Below are 19,403 nucleotides of genomic sequence, written 5' to 3'. Positions count from 1 at the left end.
AGAATGACGCCAAATACTTAATAAATTCATAGATTCAAAGAATAGAAAGAGGATGCCATGAGTGGTGAAAAACATCTTTTGCAGGACACAGTTCGGGATTTAGGTAAAGTTTTAGGTGAAACCATTCAGGCACAACTGGGTGAAGAATGGCTCGAGCGTATTGAAACCGTCCGTAAACAGGGACGTAAAGCATTTCAGGGCGATAATGCCAGTGCAGCCGAGTTACAAAGCCTGTTTTCCCGGCTTGATGATCAGGATTTGCTTACATTAGGCCGTGCTTTTTGCCAGTTTCTTAATTTAGCTAACATTGCCGAGCAAGAATACAACAGCGCTCAAACCGATATTGAGCCAATCAACAAACTCTTTGCTGAACTGGATAACATCCAGCTGGATAAACAGAACTTATCTGCGGCGTTAAAGCAATTGCGTATCGATCTGGTGTTAACTGCACACCCTACCGAAGTGAGCCGCCGCACACTGATCCACAAATACACCGAATTGGCCCATTGCCTGGACCGTTTACATCATTCTCAATTGACCGACTCCGAGCGAACCAGCTTGCAGCGCCGTATTGCTGACTTGATTGCCCAGGCCTGGCATACCGATGAAATTCGTTCGGTACGCCCGACACCGGTGGACGAAGCATCCTGGGGCTTTTCGGTGATCGAAAACTCGCTGTGGCAAGCGGTGCCGGAGTTTATCCGTGAGTTGGATAACAAGGTTAATGAAGAATACGATTTAAGCTTACCCATAGACTCATCTCCGGTCAGGATCAGTTCCTGGATGGGGGGCGATCGCGACGGTAATCCTTTTGTTACCGCTAAAGTCACCCAAAAAGTCTTGTTGCTGGCACGCAGACGGGCCGCATCATTGTTTTTTAGTGATGTAGACAGATTGCAATCCGAATTGTCGATGGGCGAATGTAACGACGAATTACGCGCCTTGGCCGGTGATGCACTGGAACCTTATCGTCTAGTGTTGCGCGAATTACGCGAAAAATTACGTATTACCTTTAAAGGGCTTAATGCCGCAGTTAATGAGGAAGATGTGGATCCACGTCAGTGGATCAGCTCACAGCATCAATTGCTGGAGCCGTTGATGCTTTGCTATCGCTCTTTACACGAATGTGGCATGGGCATTATCGCCGATGGTGAACTACTGGATTGTATCCGTCGCGTACATTGTTTTGGTATTCATCTGTTAAAACTGGATATTCGCCAGGATTCTGAACGTCATTCAGATGTGTTTGCCGAACTGACCCAATACCTCGAACTGGGTGACTACAACAGCTGGACTGAAGAGCAGAAGCAGCAGTTTTTACAGCAGGAACTGCATTCGAAAAGGCCGCTGTTCCCGGCTAGCTGGCAGCCATCCGAAGCGGTTCAGGAAGTACTGGATACTTGCAAGGTTATTGCCTCCAATAGTGCAGACGGTTTTGGTATTTATATTATTTCCATGGCCAGCCTGCCGTCCGATGTGTACGCAGTACAACTACTGCTGCAAAAAATGGGTATCGACTGGGCAATGCCGGTGGCACCGTTATTTGAAACCCTGGATGATCTGAACAATGCAGCTGACGTGATGCTAAAACTGTTTTCCCATCCGCAATATTTGCAGCGTGTTGGTGGCAAGCAGTTTGTTATGATTGGTTATTCCGATTCGGCCAAAGATGCCGGTGCGTTGGCCGCCAGCTGGGCCCAATATCGCTCGCAGGAAGCCTTGGTTGCACTGGCAGAGGAATACGATGTTGAACTGACCTTGTTCCATGGCCGTGGCGGTACTATTGGTCGTGGTGGTTTACCTGCCTATGCGGCCATTTTGTCGCAGCCGCCCGGTTCACTAAAAGGTGGTTTCCGGGTCACCGAGCAAGGTGAAACCATTCGCTATAAATTTGGTATGCCGGAACTGGCCAAGAAGAGCCTTAATCTGTATGCCGGTGCTATTCTGGAAGCCATCTTGTCTCCACCACCTGCGCCTAAACCCGAATGGCGTGAACTGATGGATAGCATGTCCGCCGACGGGCGCGATAATTACCGTTCTATCGTCAGAGATGATCCGCAGTTTGTGCGTTATTTCAGGGTGGCCACGCCGGAACTGGAATTAGGTAAACTACCTTTGGGTAGCCGACCTGCCAAACGTAAGCCTGACGGCGGGGTAGAAAGTCTGCGTGCCATTCCCTGGATCTTTGCCTGGGCCCAGACCCGTCTGGTATTGCCTTCCTGGTTAGGTTCGATGAAAGCCATGCAGGCCGCCATTGATAAAGGTAACCGCCCGCTGATCGACCAAATGATCGAAAACTGGCCGTTTTTCCATTCCCGTTTGTCGATGCTGGACATGGTATTTTCCAAAGCCGATGTCAGCATCAGTGAAGAATATGACAAGCGTTTGGTACCGGGTGAATTGCGTTATTTTGGTCAGGCATTGCGAGATGAGCTGGAAGACAGCATTAAGTTAATCAATACCTTGCTGAAACAGGATTCGGTAATGCAAAATGATCCGGCCGGTAAAGATTCTATGCAATTACGCGCCGGTTACTTGCAACCACTGCACTATTTGCAGATTGAGCTACTGGATCGGGTACGTAAACAACCCGAAGATGAGTCCAACCATACGCTGGAAAGAGCCATGATGATTACCATTGCCGGTATTGCCGTGGGGATGCGTAATACTGGTTAATATAACCTGTAGTAAAATAGCAAAGGCAGCTTATTTAGCTGCCTTTTTTATTGGCCGGAGCATCCCGAACTTCTTTTTCTAGCTCTACCCTGATTCCTGAATAATTTGAACACAAGTTACTCAAGAGCTATTCCTGATACCTGTAAAAAGGCGCCACAAGAAATGTTAGAGGCTATCAGGGTAAATCTGTCTGATAACGGATTCTGTTCCGTAAACTACGGGGATGGTTTGGTGAATGGACGTTGGGCATATATCCAGAATACGTTTGCCCGCAGCTACAGCACATAAACCCACGGATTCGGTTATTAATGCCAGTGGTGAGGCCTCATATAAATACCGAATTTTACCTTCAGGGTAATCAAGTGAATCTTCCGGATATAGATACAATCCGCCATTATTAATAATACGATGTATATCACTGGCTATGGTGGCCTGATAACGTAGTGAATAGCCGCTGCTTTGCGCCAGTATATGTGTATCCACAAATTCACCTACATTAGGCGGCCAGTTCCGATATTTAACAATATTGGCTGAGACAACTTTGTTATTTGCTGATGGATTAAAGCAATCCGTAACGGGTACCAGTTGGTTATCTTGCTCTTGCCATATAAAGCTGATTATTTGTCTTCCATCCGCAATCACGATGGTTAAGCTGCTACCGTATAATACATAGCCGGCGCAAAGTTGCTGTTTGCCCGGTAGCAGAAATGCTTTTTCACCTTCTGTGGCTAATACAGTATCAGCGGCTAAAACCGAAAAAATAGTGGCGGTAGTACCGTTTACGGCTAAATTGCCTGAGCCATCCAACGGATCAAATGCCACCAGGAAGTTGCCAGAAGGGTTCACACTGACATTTTGATGCTCCTCCTCGGATATATAAGCAACAACCTGAGGATTACGTTTTAAACCCGAGCCTATAATATCATTGGCCACTAAGTCGACTTTGGTTTGTCTTTCGCCGTGCACATTCACATCAGACAGGTACGCATTGGCATTTTGTGCAAGCTGGGCTGGCAATAACTTATAAATATCGACACAACTATCAATGATGTTGGTTACAACAGATTGTAATCCGGTTGAAAACTGCAGTTTGTCCATGCCATCAATCAGTTGTGTGTACATTGTCAGTGTCCTTTCTTCATTCTCATTAACTGGCAGTTATGTGATTGATTTGACCTGATATCAGGCTGAGTAGACTATCCTGCCATCAACAATGGTCATTGTTATATTAAAATGTGGATCGAGTGCGGTTAAACATGCTCTCTTGCCAATTTCGATGCTGCCCAGCTCCTTGTCCAGCCCCAGAAAAGTTGCCGGGGATAAACTGGCCATTTCAATGACCTGAACTAAATCAGCCTGAGTAGATTCAAACATATTCTTAACTGCTTTTTCCAGCGTCAGGGTGCTTCCTGCCAGCGAGCCTGACTGCGTTCTGGCAATACCTTGTTCTACCGTCACATCCAGCATACCCAGCTTGTATTGACCATCGCACATGCCGCCAGCCACGATACAATCTGAAATCAACCCGACTTTAGCCTGGCCTTTTAACCTGACTATCATATCCAGTATTGCCGGATGCAAATGTATGCCATCAGCAATGACTTCTACATAGGCATTTTTATCCAGTAAAACGGCGCCAGCACAACCCGGATCGCGATGATGTATACCGCTCATGCCATTAAACACATGCACCCCGCCACAGGCTCCGGCATGCAAAGCAGAGCAGGTTTGCTCATAATTGGCTGCAGTATGACCCAGCATGGTTTTAATATTTTTACTGCTGAGGTAGCGGATAATCTCATCTGAGTTGGGTAATTCCGGAGCCAGTGCTACAACCTTAAGCGCTCCGTTGGCAGCGGTGATTATGGCGTCAAGATACTTTTTATCCAGTGGCAAAAAATACTGCTCGTCATGTGCCCCTTTGTGATCTTTAGTGAAAAAGAGACCTTCATTATAAGCACCAAGTAACTCGGCTCCCGGCAAATTACCGCTATAGGCTTCACCTATATTATTAAACGCCGCCAGTGTTTTAGGCCAGGTATCAGTTACCGTAGTAGCGAGAAAGCCGACTATGCCATGCCTGGCCAGTGAACGGGAAATCACTTCCAGCGACTCGCGGCTGGCATCCATAACATCGCAACCTTCCCGGCCATGAATATGCAAGTCCAAGAAACCGGGTGCCAGGGTGCAATCGGCAATATTATGTATCGGGATATCTTTTTGCGGCTTATCCGTGATTTCACTGATCAGGCCGTTTTTTATTAGCAGGTGACGGTTTTTCATTATGCCTGCCGGGGTGACTATCTGTTTGGGGGATAAATAATAGGCTTGCTGATTCACTGAATAGCTCCCAACAGCGCCGCTCCCCGGGCACCTGACGCATCACCAAAAATGGCCGGGGCAATCACCGGGCTTTGTACACCTTTAAATAAATGCATTTCAATTGCTGCAGGTAATGCACTGATAATTTCATCTATTTTGGATAAACCGCCACCCAGCACAATGATGTCGGGATCATAAGATAATACGATGGAAGCAAAAGAAGCACCGAGTAAGTCTATATAACACCCAAAAGCTTTTACTGCTTTAGGGTCGCCTGCGCGTAGCTGGTTTACCAATATCTGGGTATTCGGTTCTCCACCATATAGTGCATAGATATTCGCCAAGCCGGGGCCTGATATATAAGGTTCATAACAGCCGATCAGCCCGCAACCACAATCCAAAACTGGAAGTTGGTACTTAGCTATCAACTGTGCTGACACCGGCAGATGACCATACTCACCGGCGATATTATTTGCCCCGGAATATAAACTGCCCTGAATACACAACCCACCGCCGGCTCCGGTACCGATAATAGCGCCATACACAATGGCGTAACCGTTACCCGCTCCACCATTGCTTTCTGAAAAAGCAAACAAACGGCAATCATTTTCAATGGCAATACGTCGCTGTAAGACCTGTTCAATATCTTTTTTAATTGCCTTGCCAGTTGCACAAGGCACATTGGCTGATTTAACTAATCCTTGTTTATCGATAATACCCGGCATGCCGATTCCCACTCGACCCTGGCAGTCGGTTAGACTGTCAGCCTGTTGCACCATTTCTTGGAGTGCATTTAAAAACATCGGATAATTCGTTGCAGGTGTCGCAACACGCCAGCTTTTTACACAGTGGTAATTGGCATCAAAAACTGACAGTTCCATTTTGGTACCGCCTATATCAATGCCGTAAATAAAAGTCGTCATAATATCGTCATTCCACTAACTTCTATTTCAAAGAATAAATAGTAACGCCTTGTACAACGCGGTTTACTTCACCCGTAGGACAAGGATTATCTGGAGATATATCTTTTTGTAATGAACAATAAAAAGCATATATCTGACAATAAACGATATAGGCCAAACCAGCCCAGGGTTCAGATAATGACTCTTTCTGACCAAAAGTATTTTTATCCAGTACGATAATGTCTTTGGCGATACCGTCATTAACCAGTTCGTCCACCAAATCCTTATCGTAACCTAAGGTATAAGGCGAATCAGACGCCATCACTATAATGGTGGTCGAAGGTGTCACTATCGATTTTGGTCCATGCCTGAAACCTAGCGGGCTTTCACTGTAACTTATCAACTCGCCCGCAGTTAACTCCAGTACTTTAAGTGCAGCCTCTTTGGCAAAACCTTGCAGAGCCCCCGAGCCAAGAAAAACCACACGTTGTGACTGGTTTTCACTTATAGACTTAATCGAAGCCGGCAATGCTGAAATACAATGTTCAGCCGCTTTAGCTGCCTGTTCCAGCTGCTGTCTGCTTTCAGTAAATAAATACAGGGTACTGGCCAGCATCACAGTAAAACTGCTGGTCATTGCAAAACTCTGATCCAGGGAACTCGCAGGCATTAGCAGCGTAAATGCATTGTGATTGCCCTTACTTTTAACTGCCAATTCACCACTTTCATTACAGGTGATAATCAAATGGAAACACTGTTTAATCACCTGATTGGCAATATTGTAGGCTGCAACACTTTCCGGACTGTTTCCTGATCTGCCGTAAGATATCAGTAGAGTTGGAATTTCTGCTATCAGATATTGTTGAGGATTACTGACAATATCTGTCGTACTGATAGCTTCCACCTGTCGTTGTAATACGTAGCTGAGATAAGGGGCCAGCACTTCACCTATATAGGCTGATGTTCCTGCGCCAGTGAGTATTATTCTTAAAGGCTGCTGACTGAGTAATGGTTGAAGAAATGTGTTGATTTCATTTTTAAGCCGGTCAATTTGGTCAGCACTTTGCTTCCATACATCTGGTTGCTGGCAGATCTCGGTCGCCGTCCAGTATGCATTACGACTTTGCAGAAAATGCTCATCAAACAAAAGCTTATAAGTCATTAAGGTATTCCTTACTCGGGCCAAGGATTGGAAAGGCGCTTAGCAATCTCGCCTTCTCTCTTTTTACAGTGCCATACCATCTGTATTCACTATCATTGGCAAAATTTCATTTAAATATATATTAGCGGATATCTTACGCTGTCTTTTTATTTATACCGTAAAATAAAACATAAAAAAACATAAAATGAAATAAAATGAAATTTTATTGTTGTTTTTACGCGCTATGATGTTGTATTGTGAATGTACATCATGCGCCAGATGTAGTTGATGGGAATATCGCCTAGCTGATATTTATCGGGCTGACAGCATTGTCTGACCCTAGGCAGCGGACGTTGTGATGTAAAACACAAATAAAGAGGAGAAAACAATGTATCCAACTAAAAAACTTGTATCACGAAAATTCCTGCTATGCCTGACCGTATTAACCACACTATTTGCACTGCAAGCCAACGCATCGGCTTGGGTAAATAAGTCCGGCACCACCAGCCAGACGGGTGATGTGCTTGAGCTTGTGGGTGACTGGAATGATATTGCCAGAGCAGAGATTGAACTCGATGTGGAGCAGGGCCAAACCTACACCCTGCGAGGTAAAGTCAAAAATACCCGTGACGGACTAAAGACGTATATCGGGGTGCTAAATGGCACAGAAAACATTGAACACTACAAAAGTGAAACCACTTATAAAGCAATTCAACCTATTACTTTCGTTGCGCAAAGCGACACAGTCATCGTTTATTCTTCAGTATGGCGCTATCAGGATCCCGGTACCGGATATGTTAAAGATGTAGAGCTGGGCGTGCCTGTTCTAGACCTGCCGGCTAGTGGTGAAACTTCTGGTGGTGGAGGTGGTTCAGGAACCGGTAATTGTGATGGTAACTACACTCTTTGTGACGATTTTGACGGTTCTACGGTTGATAGCAGCAAATGGTATGTACTTCGCAAACAATGGGGTGGCAACGGCGCCAATGGTGGTGTGGTTGAAGATAATGTCGCGGTTTCAAATGGTAATCTGGTACTGACCGGATTAGGCAATGATTATACCGGCCCGGTACGTGGCATCAATAAAGATGGTTCTCAGCGTTCCGATGGTAAGAAGACCGGAGGAGGTATAGCATCCAAAGATTATCTGGGTTCCGGTATTTATGAAGTACGCATGAAAGTATTGCCTGAATTAGGTGCGGTTTCGACTATCTGGACTTTCCATTATCAGGAATTTTATCCCGGTGATCAGGAATACATTGATAACAATGGAACCGGTAGTTACTGGGCATCGAATCACGAAATTGATATCGAGATCCCCGGGCGTCCTAACGCTGCGTTTGAAAATATTTCTTTTGATTATCTGCTGGCTAATACCTGGCGAGGTGAAAGAGAAAGCGAATATGACGTCAATTACGTTAACAGCGGTGACAACGCAGATGGTCAGTTTCACGACTATAAATTCATTTGGCACACCGGCGGAAATGGCGAAACACCACGTGTGGAATTCTATCGTGACGGCCAGTATCTTTATACAGAAACGGATCATATTCCAAATTATAAGGGGCGTTTGTGGCTAGCTGTCTGGTTTGCTAATGGCTGGGCTGGCGTTGCGGATTTTGATTCTGACAATATGGTGATCGATTACTTCAGGTTTACCGCATTTGACGAACCGAATGATGCAGCAGTGGCTGAAAGCTATCCCTGCGCCGGTTTAATTGGCTGCGTCGAATAATATAACAACATCTGTAAACACCGCTGATATAACCAGGCAGCGGTGTTTTCATACAATAAAAGCAGAGAAAAAAATGATCATAAAGCGAATTTTCACCCTGTTAATCGCCATTGTTGCCTTGCATACGCCATGTATTGCTGCAGAAGTGACCCCTAATATTATTCCACAGCCGCAGCAGGTCGCGCTCACCGGCGGCAAATGGTCTATGCAAGCTGATACCTTGATATGCGCATCTGCGCAGAGCCAATCATCGGCACAGCTACTCAATACCTTTATCACTTCAGTTTTTGGTCAGACGCTGGTGGTTAAGCAAAACTGCACAACAAACAGCATAGTATTCAGCACTGACAAGACAATGAAACCAGAAGCTTATGATCTGGAGATTAACCAGCAAGGTATTGAAATCCGTGCTTCAACTGATGCAGGTTGGTTTTATGGCGTACAGAGCCTGATGCAAATCATCCAGAATGGAGAGTCTGTTGCCAGCAGCTTTCCTTACTCTCTGGATACCATGACCATTTCCGATGCGCCCAGATTTGCCTGGCGTGCTTTTATGCTGGATGAAGGGCGACACTTTTTTGGTGAACATCAGGTTAAAAAGATGCTGGATGAAATGGCACGCCTGAAAATGAATGTTTTCCACTGGCATCTGGCAGATGATCAGGGTTGGCGCATTGAAATTAAAAAGTATCCTAAACTGACTGAAATAGGTTCCATGCGTAAAAGTACGCAAGTGGGTGCCGAGAAATGGGACTCTCCCAAACAATCCGGTGAACCCCACGGTGGTTTTTATACCCAGCAGCAGATCCGCGAACTGGTAAAATATGCTGCAGACCGACACATTACTATCGTGCCTGAAATCGAAATGCCCGGTCATTCCAGTGCAGCCATTGCGTCTTACAGCTGGCTGGGTACCAGCAAAAAAGCCATTGAGGTACCGACCAAATTTGGTGTGTCTAAAGATGTTTATGATGTCAGCGATGACAAGGTCATTGGCTTTTTAACAGATGTACTGGATGAAGTGGTAGCGCTGTTCCCTTCCAAGGTGATCCATATCGGTGGCGACGAAGTGAAGTACGACCAATGGAAAAGTTCACCGCATGTTCAGCAATTTATGCAGCAGCATAATCTGCAAACACCAGCAGAATTGCAGGTGTATTTCACCAATATGATTTCCCAGTATTTGCAGAGTAAAGGTAGGCGAATGATGGGCTGGAATGAGATTCTCGGTCATCACCTGCATGAATATCAGAGTGAAGCAGATACCGAATCTAATCAGTCTCTGGCCAAATCCAGTGTGGTGCACTTCTGGAAAGGCGATTTGGCGCTGGCGACCAAAGCGGCAAAGGATGGATTTGATATTGTTAACTCTATTCACAGCGAAACCTACCTGGATTACGACTACAAAACCATTCCTCTGGCTAAGGCCTATGACTTCGATCCTGTACCAGCTGGGCTGGCTGACGGGCTCAAGCATAAAATAATTGGTAGTGGCTGCCAGATGTGGACCGAATGGGCATCCACACGTGGAGAGCTGGAATACATGATATTCCCCCGTATTGCGGCTTATGCCGAGGTGGACTGGACTGAGCCGGCTGCAAAAAACTTCGCAGATTTTAAGCGCAGGTTAGTGAAGTTGAAGGCCATCTGGTCTGCGAACGACATTTTATTTGCGGATATTCAGGACTAAGCCAGCGCTTAGTCTAGGGCGTCGCGATCAAAAGGCTTTGGATTTGAACAAAACTCATACACCAAAGATCAACACGCCCTATTAATAACGGAATAACTTTTATGCATCATCATTCGAACAAGTCTACGGCGCTGCTCTCTTTGCTGATTATTGCCACATTGTTTTTTATTTTTGGTTTTATCACCTGGCTGAATGGCGCACTTATCCCTTTCTTGCAGATTGTCTGTGAATTAACCCCAACAGAATCCCTGGTGGTCGCATTCAGTTTTTATATCGCTTATGTCGTCATGGCATTGCCTATGGCCAAAGTGATTGAGCGATTTGGTCTTAAAAATGCCATGTGCATTGGCTTGACCATGATTGCGGCAGGCGCTTTGCTGTTTGTGCCAGCAGCACTCTCAAGGCAATTTGCCCTATTTTTGTGTGCACAATTTGTGTTAGGCGCAGGGTTAACTATCTTGCAAACGGCAGCCAATCCTTATCTGGTGGTCATGGGGGATCAAAAAACCGCCGCAGTACGGATTTCTATTATGGGGGTGCTGAATAAAAGTGCAGGTGTTTTAGCGCCAATTGCTTTTACGTCTCTGGTGTTGAGTGACTTTGCTGATGTCAGCGTTAAAAGCATCGAGCTGTTGTCAGTAACGGACAAAAACAACCTGATGAGCGATTTGTCTGCATCGCTGATCATGCCCTATTGCTGTATGGCTTTGGTATTGTTGGTGATGGCGTTATTACTCAAGTTTTCCCCTTTACCTGATATTGACATGCACAACGAAAATGCGCAGGACAAAGCACAACAATCAGTTAGTTTACGTGGGTTGTTACATTTCCCACATCTGATTTTTGGTGTCATTGCGCTGTTTCTGTATGTAGGGGCAGAGGTTATCGCTGGTGACACTATCGGGCTTGTAGGCTCTAAATTAGGCTTGGCCAATGCAACTTCACTGACTTCTTTTACCATGGCCTTTATGGTGGCAGGTTACCTGTGCGGGTTAGTACTCATTCCGCGTTTGCTAAGTCAGGAAAAAGCCTTGGCTAGCTCCGCGGTCATAGGGATGATAGTTACCATTTTTATATTGTGCATTCCATCAGATTCATTTTTGCTCAGTCATTCGGTACTGGAGTTTGTCAGCAACAAGAATATCCCGGATATCATTTACCTGATTGCCTTTCTGGGGTTTGCTAATGCGATTGTATGGCCGGCAATTTGGCCAATGGCGTTAAAAGGACTGGGTGCATATACCGCCAAAGGCTCAGCGGTTCTGATTATGGCTATTGCCGGTGGTGCGATCATGCCATTGGTATACGGTGGGTTGTCTTCTGTCAGTTCAATCTTTACTGCATATGCCATTTTATTGCCCTGTTATCTGTTTATTTTGTTTTATGCCATTAAAGGACACAAAGTGGCTCGGCAACCCAGTGCTAATAAGCCGTTATCAACTCAGGAATTCGCCAATGATTAAATTATCAACGGCTGTTGTGTGCGGTTTATTATCTGCGGGGTGCCTGGCCAATACGCTCGAGGGAGTGTGGAAGCTGGTGTCCGCCAAACACCAATATGAGGGTGAGCAGCAGTGGGTAACCCTGGACATCCGTGACAGCTTTGTTTCGTACAAGATACTAAAGGACGGTTATTATTCGGTGATTACCCAGGATGCCGGCAAAAAGATCTTCGGTGCCAAAATGGGGCGTTATCAGCTTGCAGACAACCATTACAGCGAACAGTTTATAGCGCATGATCAACCGCAGTTTATAGGTAAGCGGCATGATTTCACCTATAAACTGGCTGGCGAGAACTGGTTTATTTATTCAGATGACATTGTTGAACAATGGCAACGCGTTACTGCAAATCCTAATCTTGATCCTGATTAATCTGTAACGACAAACTGCCTTTTTGTGACGTGGCTGTTTGATGTAAATTAAGCAGCCGCTTGAATTGATTCAATGAATTACGTATTGCAAATAGGGGTGACCAGTAACCCTTGCGGTGAAAATCGATGATGTCTTCATTGGCCATATAACTTAATTCAGAAGTATTGATAGTGAAAAATTCTTCTGTTTGCGGCTGTTGTCCCTCAAGTTGCAGAGTTAACTGGCATTCGGTAATCAGATTGCGGTTAACCAGTGCCTCAACAAAAATTTCTGTTTGCAACATCGCATCCTGAACCAGTTCAAGTTGGTGGGTCATATCAGCTAAAAAGGCAGATTTTTGACCGTTTTCAAATAGTGGTTTGCCCTGATTTGTTGCAACCAGCGGTGACGACATATCCACACGCAAGCGGGTGTTTTCTTCTTCCGCCAGACAAAAACTAAAAGGAGCAATTTCCAGCCCTATTGGCATATAGAGTCCCCGCCAGTGACCTTGCTGATCAAGCATCAGATTATGTTGGGGGGTCAGGCCTAAAATAGCTGTTAACTGAAATTTGCCAGACTGCTCATCACGTAATAATACCACCGGACAGTCACTGGCAATTTCTGTCACTTCTTCGGCAACAATACTGCTGCATGTGATGGATTTTAAGTGAGCAAATGAACTGGCTGGCAGTATCCCCAGATTCTGCTCGCCAAGTTCAGCAACAGGAACCAGTGAATTGTTTGAATCAAATGACTGCATAATAAACCTTAAAATTGATAGTGATATTTTTGAATAAGCGCCCGGTCTTGGTGTGCGACAAGTTCACTTAATTCGGTAGAGTAATATTCGCGGTATGGTCTGTGTTTACTGCTATTGGCCTGGGGCGCATGTTGCAAATAATCAGTGGTGCGCGCCACTAAAAACGGATCGGTTTGTTCAAGATAATGCCGCAAACTGTCTCTCAGGTTCTCTGCCGGTAGCACGGTCGGTGAATTCGCGCCCTTATACATGCGCTGATACAAAAACGAATAAAACCCGGTGTCTGTCTGCATATGTTCGATATCAGAGCGAATCAGGTTTAAACCGCTATTTTGGAATTGTTCGGGCAAGGATGCCATCAGTTTATCGCGTAGCTGACTGTTGTCCGACAGAGTGAGCAGATTGCTTATGCTTTGTTCAAAACCCTGTTGTCCATAGTTACTCACAAGATTAAATAACAGATTGGGTTGAGCCATTTGCGACTGAAAACTGAACCAGGATACATAATAAGCCCAGGGGTTACGTACCGTTCCCATAACAGGTAAACGCTGGTAGGCAGCCGGTAATTCGCTGTACGGCAGGTGGTAACCAATTTGTTTGGCATAAGGAATTCGTTCAAGCAGCATCCGGTTAACAAAGGTGCCGGCAGATTTGTGCATATGCAGGAATACAAATTTAGGGCAAATAACCATTAACTGTCCTTTGCATTAATCAAAAAAATGTTCCATTTCCGACATCCAGGCAAGGTAGTTTTTTGCATGCCCTTTAGACCGATGATGAATAGGTTCTTTTACCTGCGCAGCGCTGGCAGAGCCGACCGCAGCCTGATTTTTATGAATATCAACACAATGTGCTTGCCACTCTAGTCCACAAAATTCCAGCAAGGCTTTAGCCTGAGTTTGTGGCTGGCTAACCAGCTCTTCATAACTCACCAGAGTCACGCGCTGTGGAAAATGCGCTGCTAGCCACAAGGCCAGTTCACGAAATATTTTTATATAACGGGCACAGGAGACTAAATCCAGTGTGTAGGTATAAGTCCCACTGCCATATTCAAATACCTGGCGATAATTACCTATTAGGGTATCCAGCGGATCGCGCAGCAAGCATACTATTTTTGCCTGTGGCAGCGCTTTGAGAATGGCTCCCGCCCAAAAAATATTAAGCGGTAGTTTGTCCACAAAGTAGCGTGCACCGTTGTGCAGGTAAGCGGTAGATTGCAGATACTGACGACCAATCTGTGCAAAATCGCTGTGCTGCCACTGCTCATCCAGCGATTGAGCATCAAATAATGCAGTGTATGATTTTTTACCCTGCGATTTGGCAGCCAGACTAAACTGCAAACGTTCACCACAGCCCACCACCTCACTGTGATTGGTCAGTATGCGTTCCACTACTGTGGTACCACTTCTTGGCATACCGGTAACAAAAATCGGGCTTTGCTGCTGCGCTGAATCACTTTCCGCTTGTTGAGGTATGCTGTTGATATATTTTTGATAAACGTTTTTGATTGCCGCGGCATTATCCACACAAAATGCTGCAGTATGCGGACAAACCCTGCGCAGTTTGTGTTTACCGGTTTCCAGTGTATTTAATGATTGTTGATACTGCCCCAAATCGTCCCATTCCTTGGCCAGGCTATGATATAAATTAATCGCCGCCCAGGGGTTACGGGTATTTTCGAGCAGTTTTTCTAATTGCCGAGTGTGATTGGTTTGCTCAGTCGCCTTACGCGCTTTACTTAATCCGGCATAAGCCATGGCATAATCAGGATAGGTTTGAATGCTTTTGTGGTAGGCATCCACTGCCTGCGGGATCTGGCCGGACAAGGTGTGCGCCATTCCCAGATCGTAATAAATACTTTCGCTGTTCTCGCCCTGCTGCACTGCCTTGGAGTAGGCTTGTGCACTTAATTTATACAAGCCTATTGCATGAAATAATTTACCGCAATTTCGCCAATCGGCACTGCTGGCGGCTGGATTGTGCAGTACGCTAACGGCTGAGTTTTGTGCCTGTGCAAATTGGCTTAAGGCAAGTTGTGCAAAGGCGATACGCACCAGAATTTGCGGATGTTGCGAGGAAAAGTCGACAACTTTCATCAAACAGTCAAGTTGCTGCTGATGCCAGCCTCTTAGTTCAAATATCTGGGATTGCAGTAAGTGAATCTCAATATCGTCAGCGTGAGTGTGAACCAGTTGCTGTAAAATAGCGTCGGCCTGAACCAGTTGCCTGTTGTCCAGATATTGTTTGGCCTGCTCTATTTGTTGTTGATGATCGGTAGCGGTTAACGGCATCTGGCTACACTCACGCCTGTAATCGCCCTAGTTGCGGATCGTTAATGGCTTCATGGGGGATGACAAAATCAAAAATAATATGATAACGAGCAAACTGACTGGCATTTTTAACACTGTGGGTGCGTCTGTTGTTCACTTCCCATAACTCCCCTGCAGGCAAGGTTTTATTTTCATCATCGATACAAAAAGACACTGCTTCATTGGTAATAACCGGCCAGTGAATACGGTGCGCTCGGCTCAGTGAATAGCCGTGATCGGTGTGCGGTTTGATTTCAGTGCCTGCGGCAAGGCGTACCAGAATGATGCGCACAAAATAGGCTTGGTTAAAACGCAGTTTTTGATAGTCCTCATGCTGCTCTTCCAGTGACCGGTAATAGTCAACGATGTTTTGCATTGCAGGCTCCAGCCACTGGGAGAATCCGGCAAGTTGTTTATGTACGGTGGGAAAGCGATGCCTGAAATCGGCATCAAATATTAACGGGATCATCTGTGTGCTGGCGTGTACATCATACACATTCTGCCTGTCGGTATTTTCATTCCAGACTGAATCAGGCATGGCCGCAATGTATTCTGCCAACGCTGAACAGTCGGCTTGTCCTATTTTTCTAAACTTGCCTTCAAAGTACATTTGCCACCTGTAAAACAAAGCGCCCCGATAGCAGGGCACCTGACTTCTACCATTTCCCGGATAAGCCTAATACATAGCGCTTACCAAAATTGCTGTAGTCCACAAACAGATTTTCAAATCGGCCGTGGCGACGCAATGTTTCTCCGGTTAGGTTAACGCCTTCTACAAACACAGTAATACCATCAAATAAGGCGTAACTCACCCTGGCATCCAGTTGCTCATAGTCGGCGGCAAATACCGGTTCGGAAAACTCCTCGCCGAATACGTAACCACTGGCGTATTGTGCATTAGCCAAAAACTTCTTGCGCTTGTTATAGGCTAAACGCGCTCCAAACGGGCCATCCTCATAAAATACCACCACGTTTGTGGTGTCACCCAGACCTGGTAACGCCGGTTTAGTTTCATCAAAGGAGGTACCGTCAAATTCGGTATCCGTATTTACAAAGGTATGATTCGCCTGATAACCCAGACCATTATCAAATACCTGGGTAAGATTGACAGAAATACCGGATACTTCAATGTCTTCGGCATTTGATGGCATAGTGACCTGAAAAGTGTTGTAGGCGCTGTTGGCAATGGAATCCACTACGACATCATCTACGGTACGTCTGACGATATAATCATCTATGCGTTTTTTATACGCTGCAATAGACGCCATACTGCCTGTTGCAAAATACCATTCCAGTGATGCATCCAGGTTGAATGACATATAAGGTGTCAACTCGCTATTATTTGAGCGCGCTACTCGCAAGTCAGCATTCATGGTCCCCGGTATAAATTTAGGTGCCATATCTTCCAGGAAAGGGCGTGTCATGGATTTAGAAGCGGCCATTCGCAGTACGACATCATCGGTCAGTTCCAGTTTTAAGTTGGCTGAAGGCAGCAGATTATCGTAGCTGTTGGACAAGGCCTGTCGGGTTAGCCCCTCGGGACCATCCGGATCGGCATATAACGGCACCAGACAGGTTTGTTGTGGATTAAAATCACAGGGTGTTTCCGATAAATCATTGATTACGCGAGAATAACCTACTGCATCTAAATCGGTTTTGGTGTATCTGGCACCGACGGTAAATTGTCCGTACATGCCGGCCATTTCAAAGTCATAGGCACCTTCCAGATAATAAGAAAAGACCTTTTCTTTCACTGCAAATGAGTCGCCGGTCAGTGCTGCTCCAAACCCGCCATTATCCAGAAATGCCTGATAATTACGTAAGGTGTTGGCTCCCCTGCGCGGATCGCTGCCATACTGTTCTGCTACACTGCTGGCAAACTGCGGATCATTAATTAATGCATTAAATGCATCCAGATTAATCAGGAAAATATCGTTATTTGAGCTGCCCGGCTGACCCAGTTTGGTCGAGTCGACCTGCATAATACCATCACTGATTTGTTCAAAGCCTCCGTCCGGGAAAGGTGTTCCCGTTGACGTTGACTGATGGTACAACGTCTGTACAAAGTCTGGCGTTTCATAAGTATCGCTACTTTTTTCTGCGGTTTCATAGGCAAAGCCGGTGCGTACTGTCAAATCCTTCAAGCTGTTGATCACAAAATCTAGCTTAACATCAACATTTTCGGCATCTACATCCTCACCGTAGTCAAACTGGCGTCTCACCCGCAAATTCTGGGCATTTTCAGGCTTTGCAAGGAATGAATCCGGTGTTTGGGTGATAAAAGGTACATCCTGGCTTAGGTCAATGACGATAGTTTCACCATTGATCACTTCCAGGCTGCGGCGCGAATTGAGGCCGGGATTACTATCTTTGGCTTTTGACCATGCCGCATCCAGATTCATCTTTATATCATCGCTGAAGGCGTAGCTGACATTGGCACCTAGCATCTGGGTAGTGGTATCACGGAAATCATCCAACCTGTTGTAAGCCTGTCCCGTTCCCCAGGAGATACCATTGGAAATGCGGGTAAATACGCCATTTTCATCCACTTCAGTCTGTGAAATGTCAGTCAGCATATCGCTTTCTGAGGGCATGCCAAACTGGCCACCGGCATAAGGTGATGGCGCATATACCGCTCCAATCCAGTTACTAACCTGATTAGTGGTCGATTGCACTTTAAATTTGGAATAAAGGTAGTCGAGGGTGACATCCAGGTTATTATTCGGGCGAAACTGCAATACTCCGCTGATACCCAGACGATCACGATCTTCATCTTTCACATTGCGGCTAATTTCAACCGGACGATACACTGCATCGTAATCCAGGTTGGTATACGCCACGTAGGCATAGGCGGATTTGTAGCTACTTAAAAATGTACCCTGAGTACGTATACCACTGGAATTGGTTTGATAAACACGGTTTTTTCTCGATTGCAGCGACACTGCTAATAAAGCGCCAATTGTTCGATCTGCGAAGGTGTTACTAATAAGGAAAGAACCCTGTGGTGTGGTCTTTTCCGCTTCGGCTTCATAACCTGCCTTGATTGAACCTCTGATTTGCAAACCATCATACGACAAGGGTCGAGCGGTAATGGCGCTAACGGTTCCACCCAGTCCACCTTCACTCAACGAAGCATTCTGGGTTTTATAAACCTTTAGTTCACTGACCAGTTCTGCTGCGATGGTATCAAAACTGAACGCACGAGTTGGTTCGGTACTGGCAACATGACGCCCGTTTAATAAAACGGAGTTAAATTCTGGTCCCAATCCGCGAATGGTCACAAAGCGCCCCTCGCCCGAGTCCCGGTCGATAGACACTTCCGGTATCCGCTGCAGCGCTTCGGCCAGGTTTGCATCGGGAAATTTGCCGATATCTTCGGCAGATATCGCATCAACGATAACATCTGAATTACGTTTCACTTCCAGACCCGCTATCACACCGCCACGGATCCCCTGAATCTGAATGACTTCAACGTCATTGGGGTCGGTTGTGTTCTGTGTTGCGTCCTGAGCAAACACTGCTCCAATATTAGCGAGCAAAATCCCGCTTATTGCTGCAGCGACTCTGGAGGGGCGGCTTAAGGGAGTGCTAGTGATTGCTTTGTGTTTCACGTATTTCTCCTTTTTTATAATAATTTAGCTTTTATTTCATTTGGTTTTATTTAAACCGTATTCGAAAGATAAAACATCACCATATTGCAGGCATCACTGCACAAAAGCCGGACAACTCTACTACGGATTAAATGATACTTTCTCTAAGTTAATCAATTAAATAACATTCAAGTCAGTTAATCCTGCGTTAATCAGGCCTACGAACCTATTACCTCGCAATGTTAGAAAATATAACCATACGATTAAATTAAAAGCAACATAAATTTCATTTAATACTCTTTTTAATCTTAAAAACTTAATATTAGGTTGAATTAAGTTTCATTTTATTTCATTGTATAGGTCAAATAGTTGACCTTAAACGTAAATAGCAGTTGTAAACAGCCATGATGGCAGGAGTGCATTA

The 19,403-nt window shown here is 45.5% G+C and carries 14 protein-coding genes; 5 read left to right on the top strand and 9 right to left on the bottom strand.

The features are described 5' to 3' along the window. Positions 1 to 57 precede the first annotated feature (57 nt). Positions 58 to 2,676, top strand: coding sequence for a phosphoenolpyruvate carboxylase (gene ppc, locus V1467_RS19510; protein ID WP_416306653.1), 2,619 nt, complete (start codon positions 58 to 60; stop codon positions 2,674 to 2,676). A gap of 165 nt (positions 2,677 to 2,841) precedes the next feature. Here ppc and V1467_RS19505 read toward each other — a convergent pair whose 3' ends face one another. Genes V1467_RS19505 through V1467_RS19490 form a run of 4 tightly spaced genes read right to left on the bottom strand, consistent with a single transcriptional unit; the run spans position 2,842 to position 7,062 of the window. Next, positions 2,842 to 3,798, bottom strand: coding sequence for a fructose-bisphosphatase class I (locus V1467_RS19505; protein WP_416306652.1), 957 nt, complete (start codon positions 3,796 to 3,798; stop codon positions 2,842 to 2,844). A 60-nt stretch (positions 3,799 to 3,858) separates the two neighbouring features. Continuing rightward, positions 3,859 to 5,016 (bottom strand): N-acetylglucosamine-6-phosphate deacetylase, encoded by a 1,158-nt coding sequence (gene nagA / locus V1467_RS19500; protein WP_416306651.1) that lies wholly within the window; start codon positions 5,014 to 5,016, stop codon positions 3,859 to 3,861. Beyond that, entirely contained in the window at positions 5,013 to 5,921 is a 909-nt protein-coding gene (locus tag V1467_RS19495; protein WP_416306650.1) for an ROK family protein, read from the bottom strand. The genes nagA and V1467_RS19495 overlap by 4 nt, the downstream gene beginning before the upstream one ends. A 22-nt stretch (positions 5,922 to 5,943) precedes the next feature. After that, the gene (locus tag V1467_RS19490; protein ID WP_416306649.1) at positions 5,944 to 7,062 is read right to left on the bottom strand and encodes an SIS domain-containing protein; all 1,119 of its coding nucleotides are present in this window, start codon (positions 7,060 to 7,062) and stop codon (positions 5,944 to 5,946) included. Positions 7,063 to 7,429: 367 nt separating this feature from the next. Between V1467_RS19490 and V1467_RS19485 the strand changes: the two genes are divergently transcribed. The 4 genes from V1467_RS19485 to V1467_RS19470 all read left to right on the top strand — a co-directional run bounded on the left by V1467_RS19485 (position 7,430) and on the right by V1467_RS19470 (position 12,338). Next, complete coding sequence (locus V1467_RS19485) at positions 7,430 to 8,776, top strand: glycoside hydrolase family 16 protein (RefSeq protein ID WP_416306648.1); 1,347 nt, start codon at positions 7,430 to 7,432, stop codon at positions 8,774 to 8,776. A gap of 73 nt (positions 8,777 to 8,849) precedes the next feature. Beyond that, positions 8,850 to 10,466, top strand: coding sequence for a beta-N-acetylhexosaminidase (locus tag V1467_RS19480; RefSeq protein ID WP_416306647.1), 1,617 nt, complete (start codon positions 8,850 to 8,852; stop codon positions 10,464 to 10,466). A gap of 101 nt (positions 10,467 to 10,567) precedes the next feature. Beyond that, positions 10,568 to 11,929: a sugar MFS transporter gene (locus V1467_RS19475; RefSeq protein WP_416306646.1), complete on the top strand. Its 1,362-nt coding sequence runs from the start codon at positions 10,568 to 10,570 to the stop codon at positions 11,927 to 11,929. Next, positions 11,922 to 12,338, top strand: coding sequence for a hypothetical protein (locus tag V1467_RS19470; RefSeq protein WP_416306645.1), 417 nt, complete (start codon positions 11,922 to 11,924; stop codon positions 12,336 to 12,338). Before V1467_RS19475 ends, V1467_RS19470 begins: the two co-directional genes overlap by 8 nt. Here V1467_RS19470 and V1467_RS19465 read toward each other — a convergent pair. From V1467_RS19465 to V1467_RS19445, 5 genes are read right to left on the bottom strand one after another with little or no spacing between them, the layout of a single operon-like run. Next, positions 12,319 to 13,080 (bottom strand): SapC family protein, encoded by a 762-nt coding sequence (locus V1467_RS19465; protein WP_416306644.1) that lies wholly within the window; start codon positions 13,078 to 13,080, stop codon positions 12,319 to 12,321. The two genes, V1467_RS19470 and V1467_RS19465, sit on opposite strands and share 20 nt — an antisense overlap. Positions 13,081 to 13,088: 8 nt before the next feature. Beyond that, the gene (locus V1467_RS19460) at positions 13,089 to 13,772 is read right to left on the bottom strand and encodes a hypothetical protein (RefSeq protein ID WP_416306643.1); all 684 of its coding nucleotides are present in this window, start codon (positions 13,770 to 13,772) and stop codon (positions 13,089 to 13,091) included. 15 nt (positions 13,773 to 13,787) lie between these two features. Next, positions 13,788 to 15,371 (bottom strand): tetratricopeptide repeat-containing sulfotransferase family protein, encoded by a 1,584-nt coding sequence (locus V1467_RS19455; RefSeq protein ID WP_416306642.1) that lies wholly within the window; start codon positions 15,369 to 15,371, stop codon positions 13,788 to 13,790. Between the two features lie 10 nt (positions 15,372 to 15,381). Then, positions 15,382 to 15,999, bottom strand: coding sequence for an aspartyl/asparaginyl beta-hydroxylase domain-containing protein (locus V1467_RS19450; protein ID WP_416306641.1), 618 nt, complete (start codon positions 15,997 to 15,999; stop codon positions 15,382 to 15,384). A 46-nt stretch (positions 16,000 to 16,045) separates the two neighbouring features. Continuing rightward, complete coding sequence (locus V1467_RS19445) at positions 16,046 to 19,000, bottom strand: TonB-dependent receptor (protein WP_416306640.1); 2,955 nt, start codon at positions 18,998 to 19,000, stop codon at positions 16,046 to 16,048. Positions 19,001 to 19,403 lie beyond the last annotated feature (403 nt).

The organism is Neptunicella plasticusilytica (assembly GCF_047922965.1).
In the GTDB taxonomy this organism is placed as follows: Bacteria; Pseudomonadota; Gammaproteobacteria; order Enterobacterales; family Alteromonadaceae; genus Neptunicella; species Neptunicella plasticusilytica.
Note: the sequence above shows the minus strand (reverse complement) of the source record. Positions and strands in the feature narration are given on the sequence as shown.

Excerpts from the sequence above, each read along its gene's own strand:
- ppc (WP_416306653.1), top strand. The coding sequence starts at position 58 with ATGAGTGGTGAAAAACATCTTTTGCAGGACACAGTTCGGGATTTAGGT.
- V1467_RS19505 (WP_416306652.1), bottom strand. The coding sequence starts at position 3,798 with ATGTACACACAACTGATTGATGGCATGGACAAACTGCAGTTTTCAACC.
- V1467_RS19495 (WP_416306650.1), bottom strand. The coding sequence starts at position 5,921 with ATGACGACTTTTATTTACGGCATTGATATAGGCGGTACCAAAATGGAA.
- V1467_RS19490 (WP_416306649.1), bottom strand. The coding sequence starts at position 7,062 with ATGACTTATAAGCTTTTGTTTGATGAGCATTTTCTGCAAAGTCGTAAT.
- V1467_RS19485 (WP_416306648.1), top strand. The coding sequence starts at position 7,430 with ATGTATCCAACTAAAAAACTTGTATCACGAAAATTCCTGCTATGCCTG.
- V1467_RS19480 (WP_416306647.1), top strand. The coding sequence starts at position 8,850 with ATGATCATAAAGCGAATTTTCACCCTGTTAATCGCCATTGTTGCCTTG.
- V1467_RS19475 (WP_416306646.1), top strand. The coding sequence starts at position 10,568 with ATGCATCATCATTCGAACAAGTCTACGGCGCTGCTCTCTTTGCTGATT.
- V1467_RS19470 (WP_416306645.1), top strand. The coding sequence starts at position 11,922 with ATGATTAAATTATCAACGGCTGTTGTGTGCGGTTTATTATCTGCGGGG.
- V1467_RS19465 (WP_416306644.1), bottom strand. The coding sequence starts at position 13,080 with ATGCAGTCATTTGATTCAAACAATTCACTGGTTCCTGTTGCTGAACTT.
- V1467_RS19460 (WP_416306643.1), bottom strand. The coding sequence starts at position 13,772 with ATGGTTATTTGCCCTAAATTTGTATTCCTGCATATGCACAAATCTGCC.
- V1467_RS19455 (WP_416306642.1), bottom strand. The coding sequence starts at position 15,371 with ATGCCGTTAACCGCTACCGATCATCAACAACAAATAGAGCAGGCCAAA.
- V1467_RS19450 (WP_416306641.1), bottom strand. The coding sequence starts at position 15,999 with ATGTACTTTGAAGGCAAGTTTAGAAAAATAGGACAAGCCGACTGTTCA.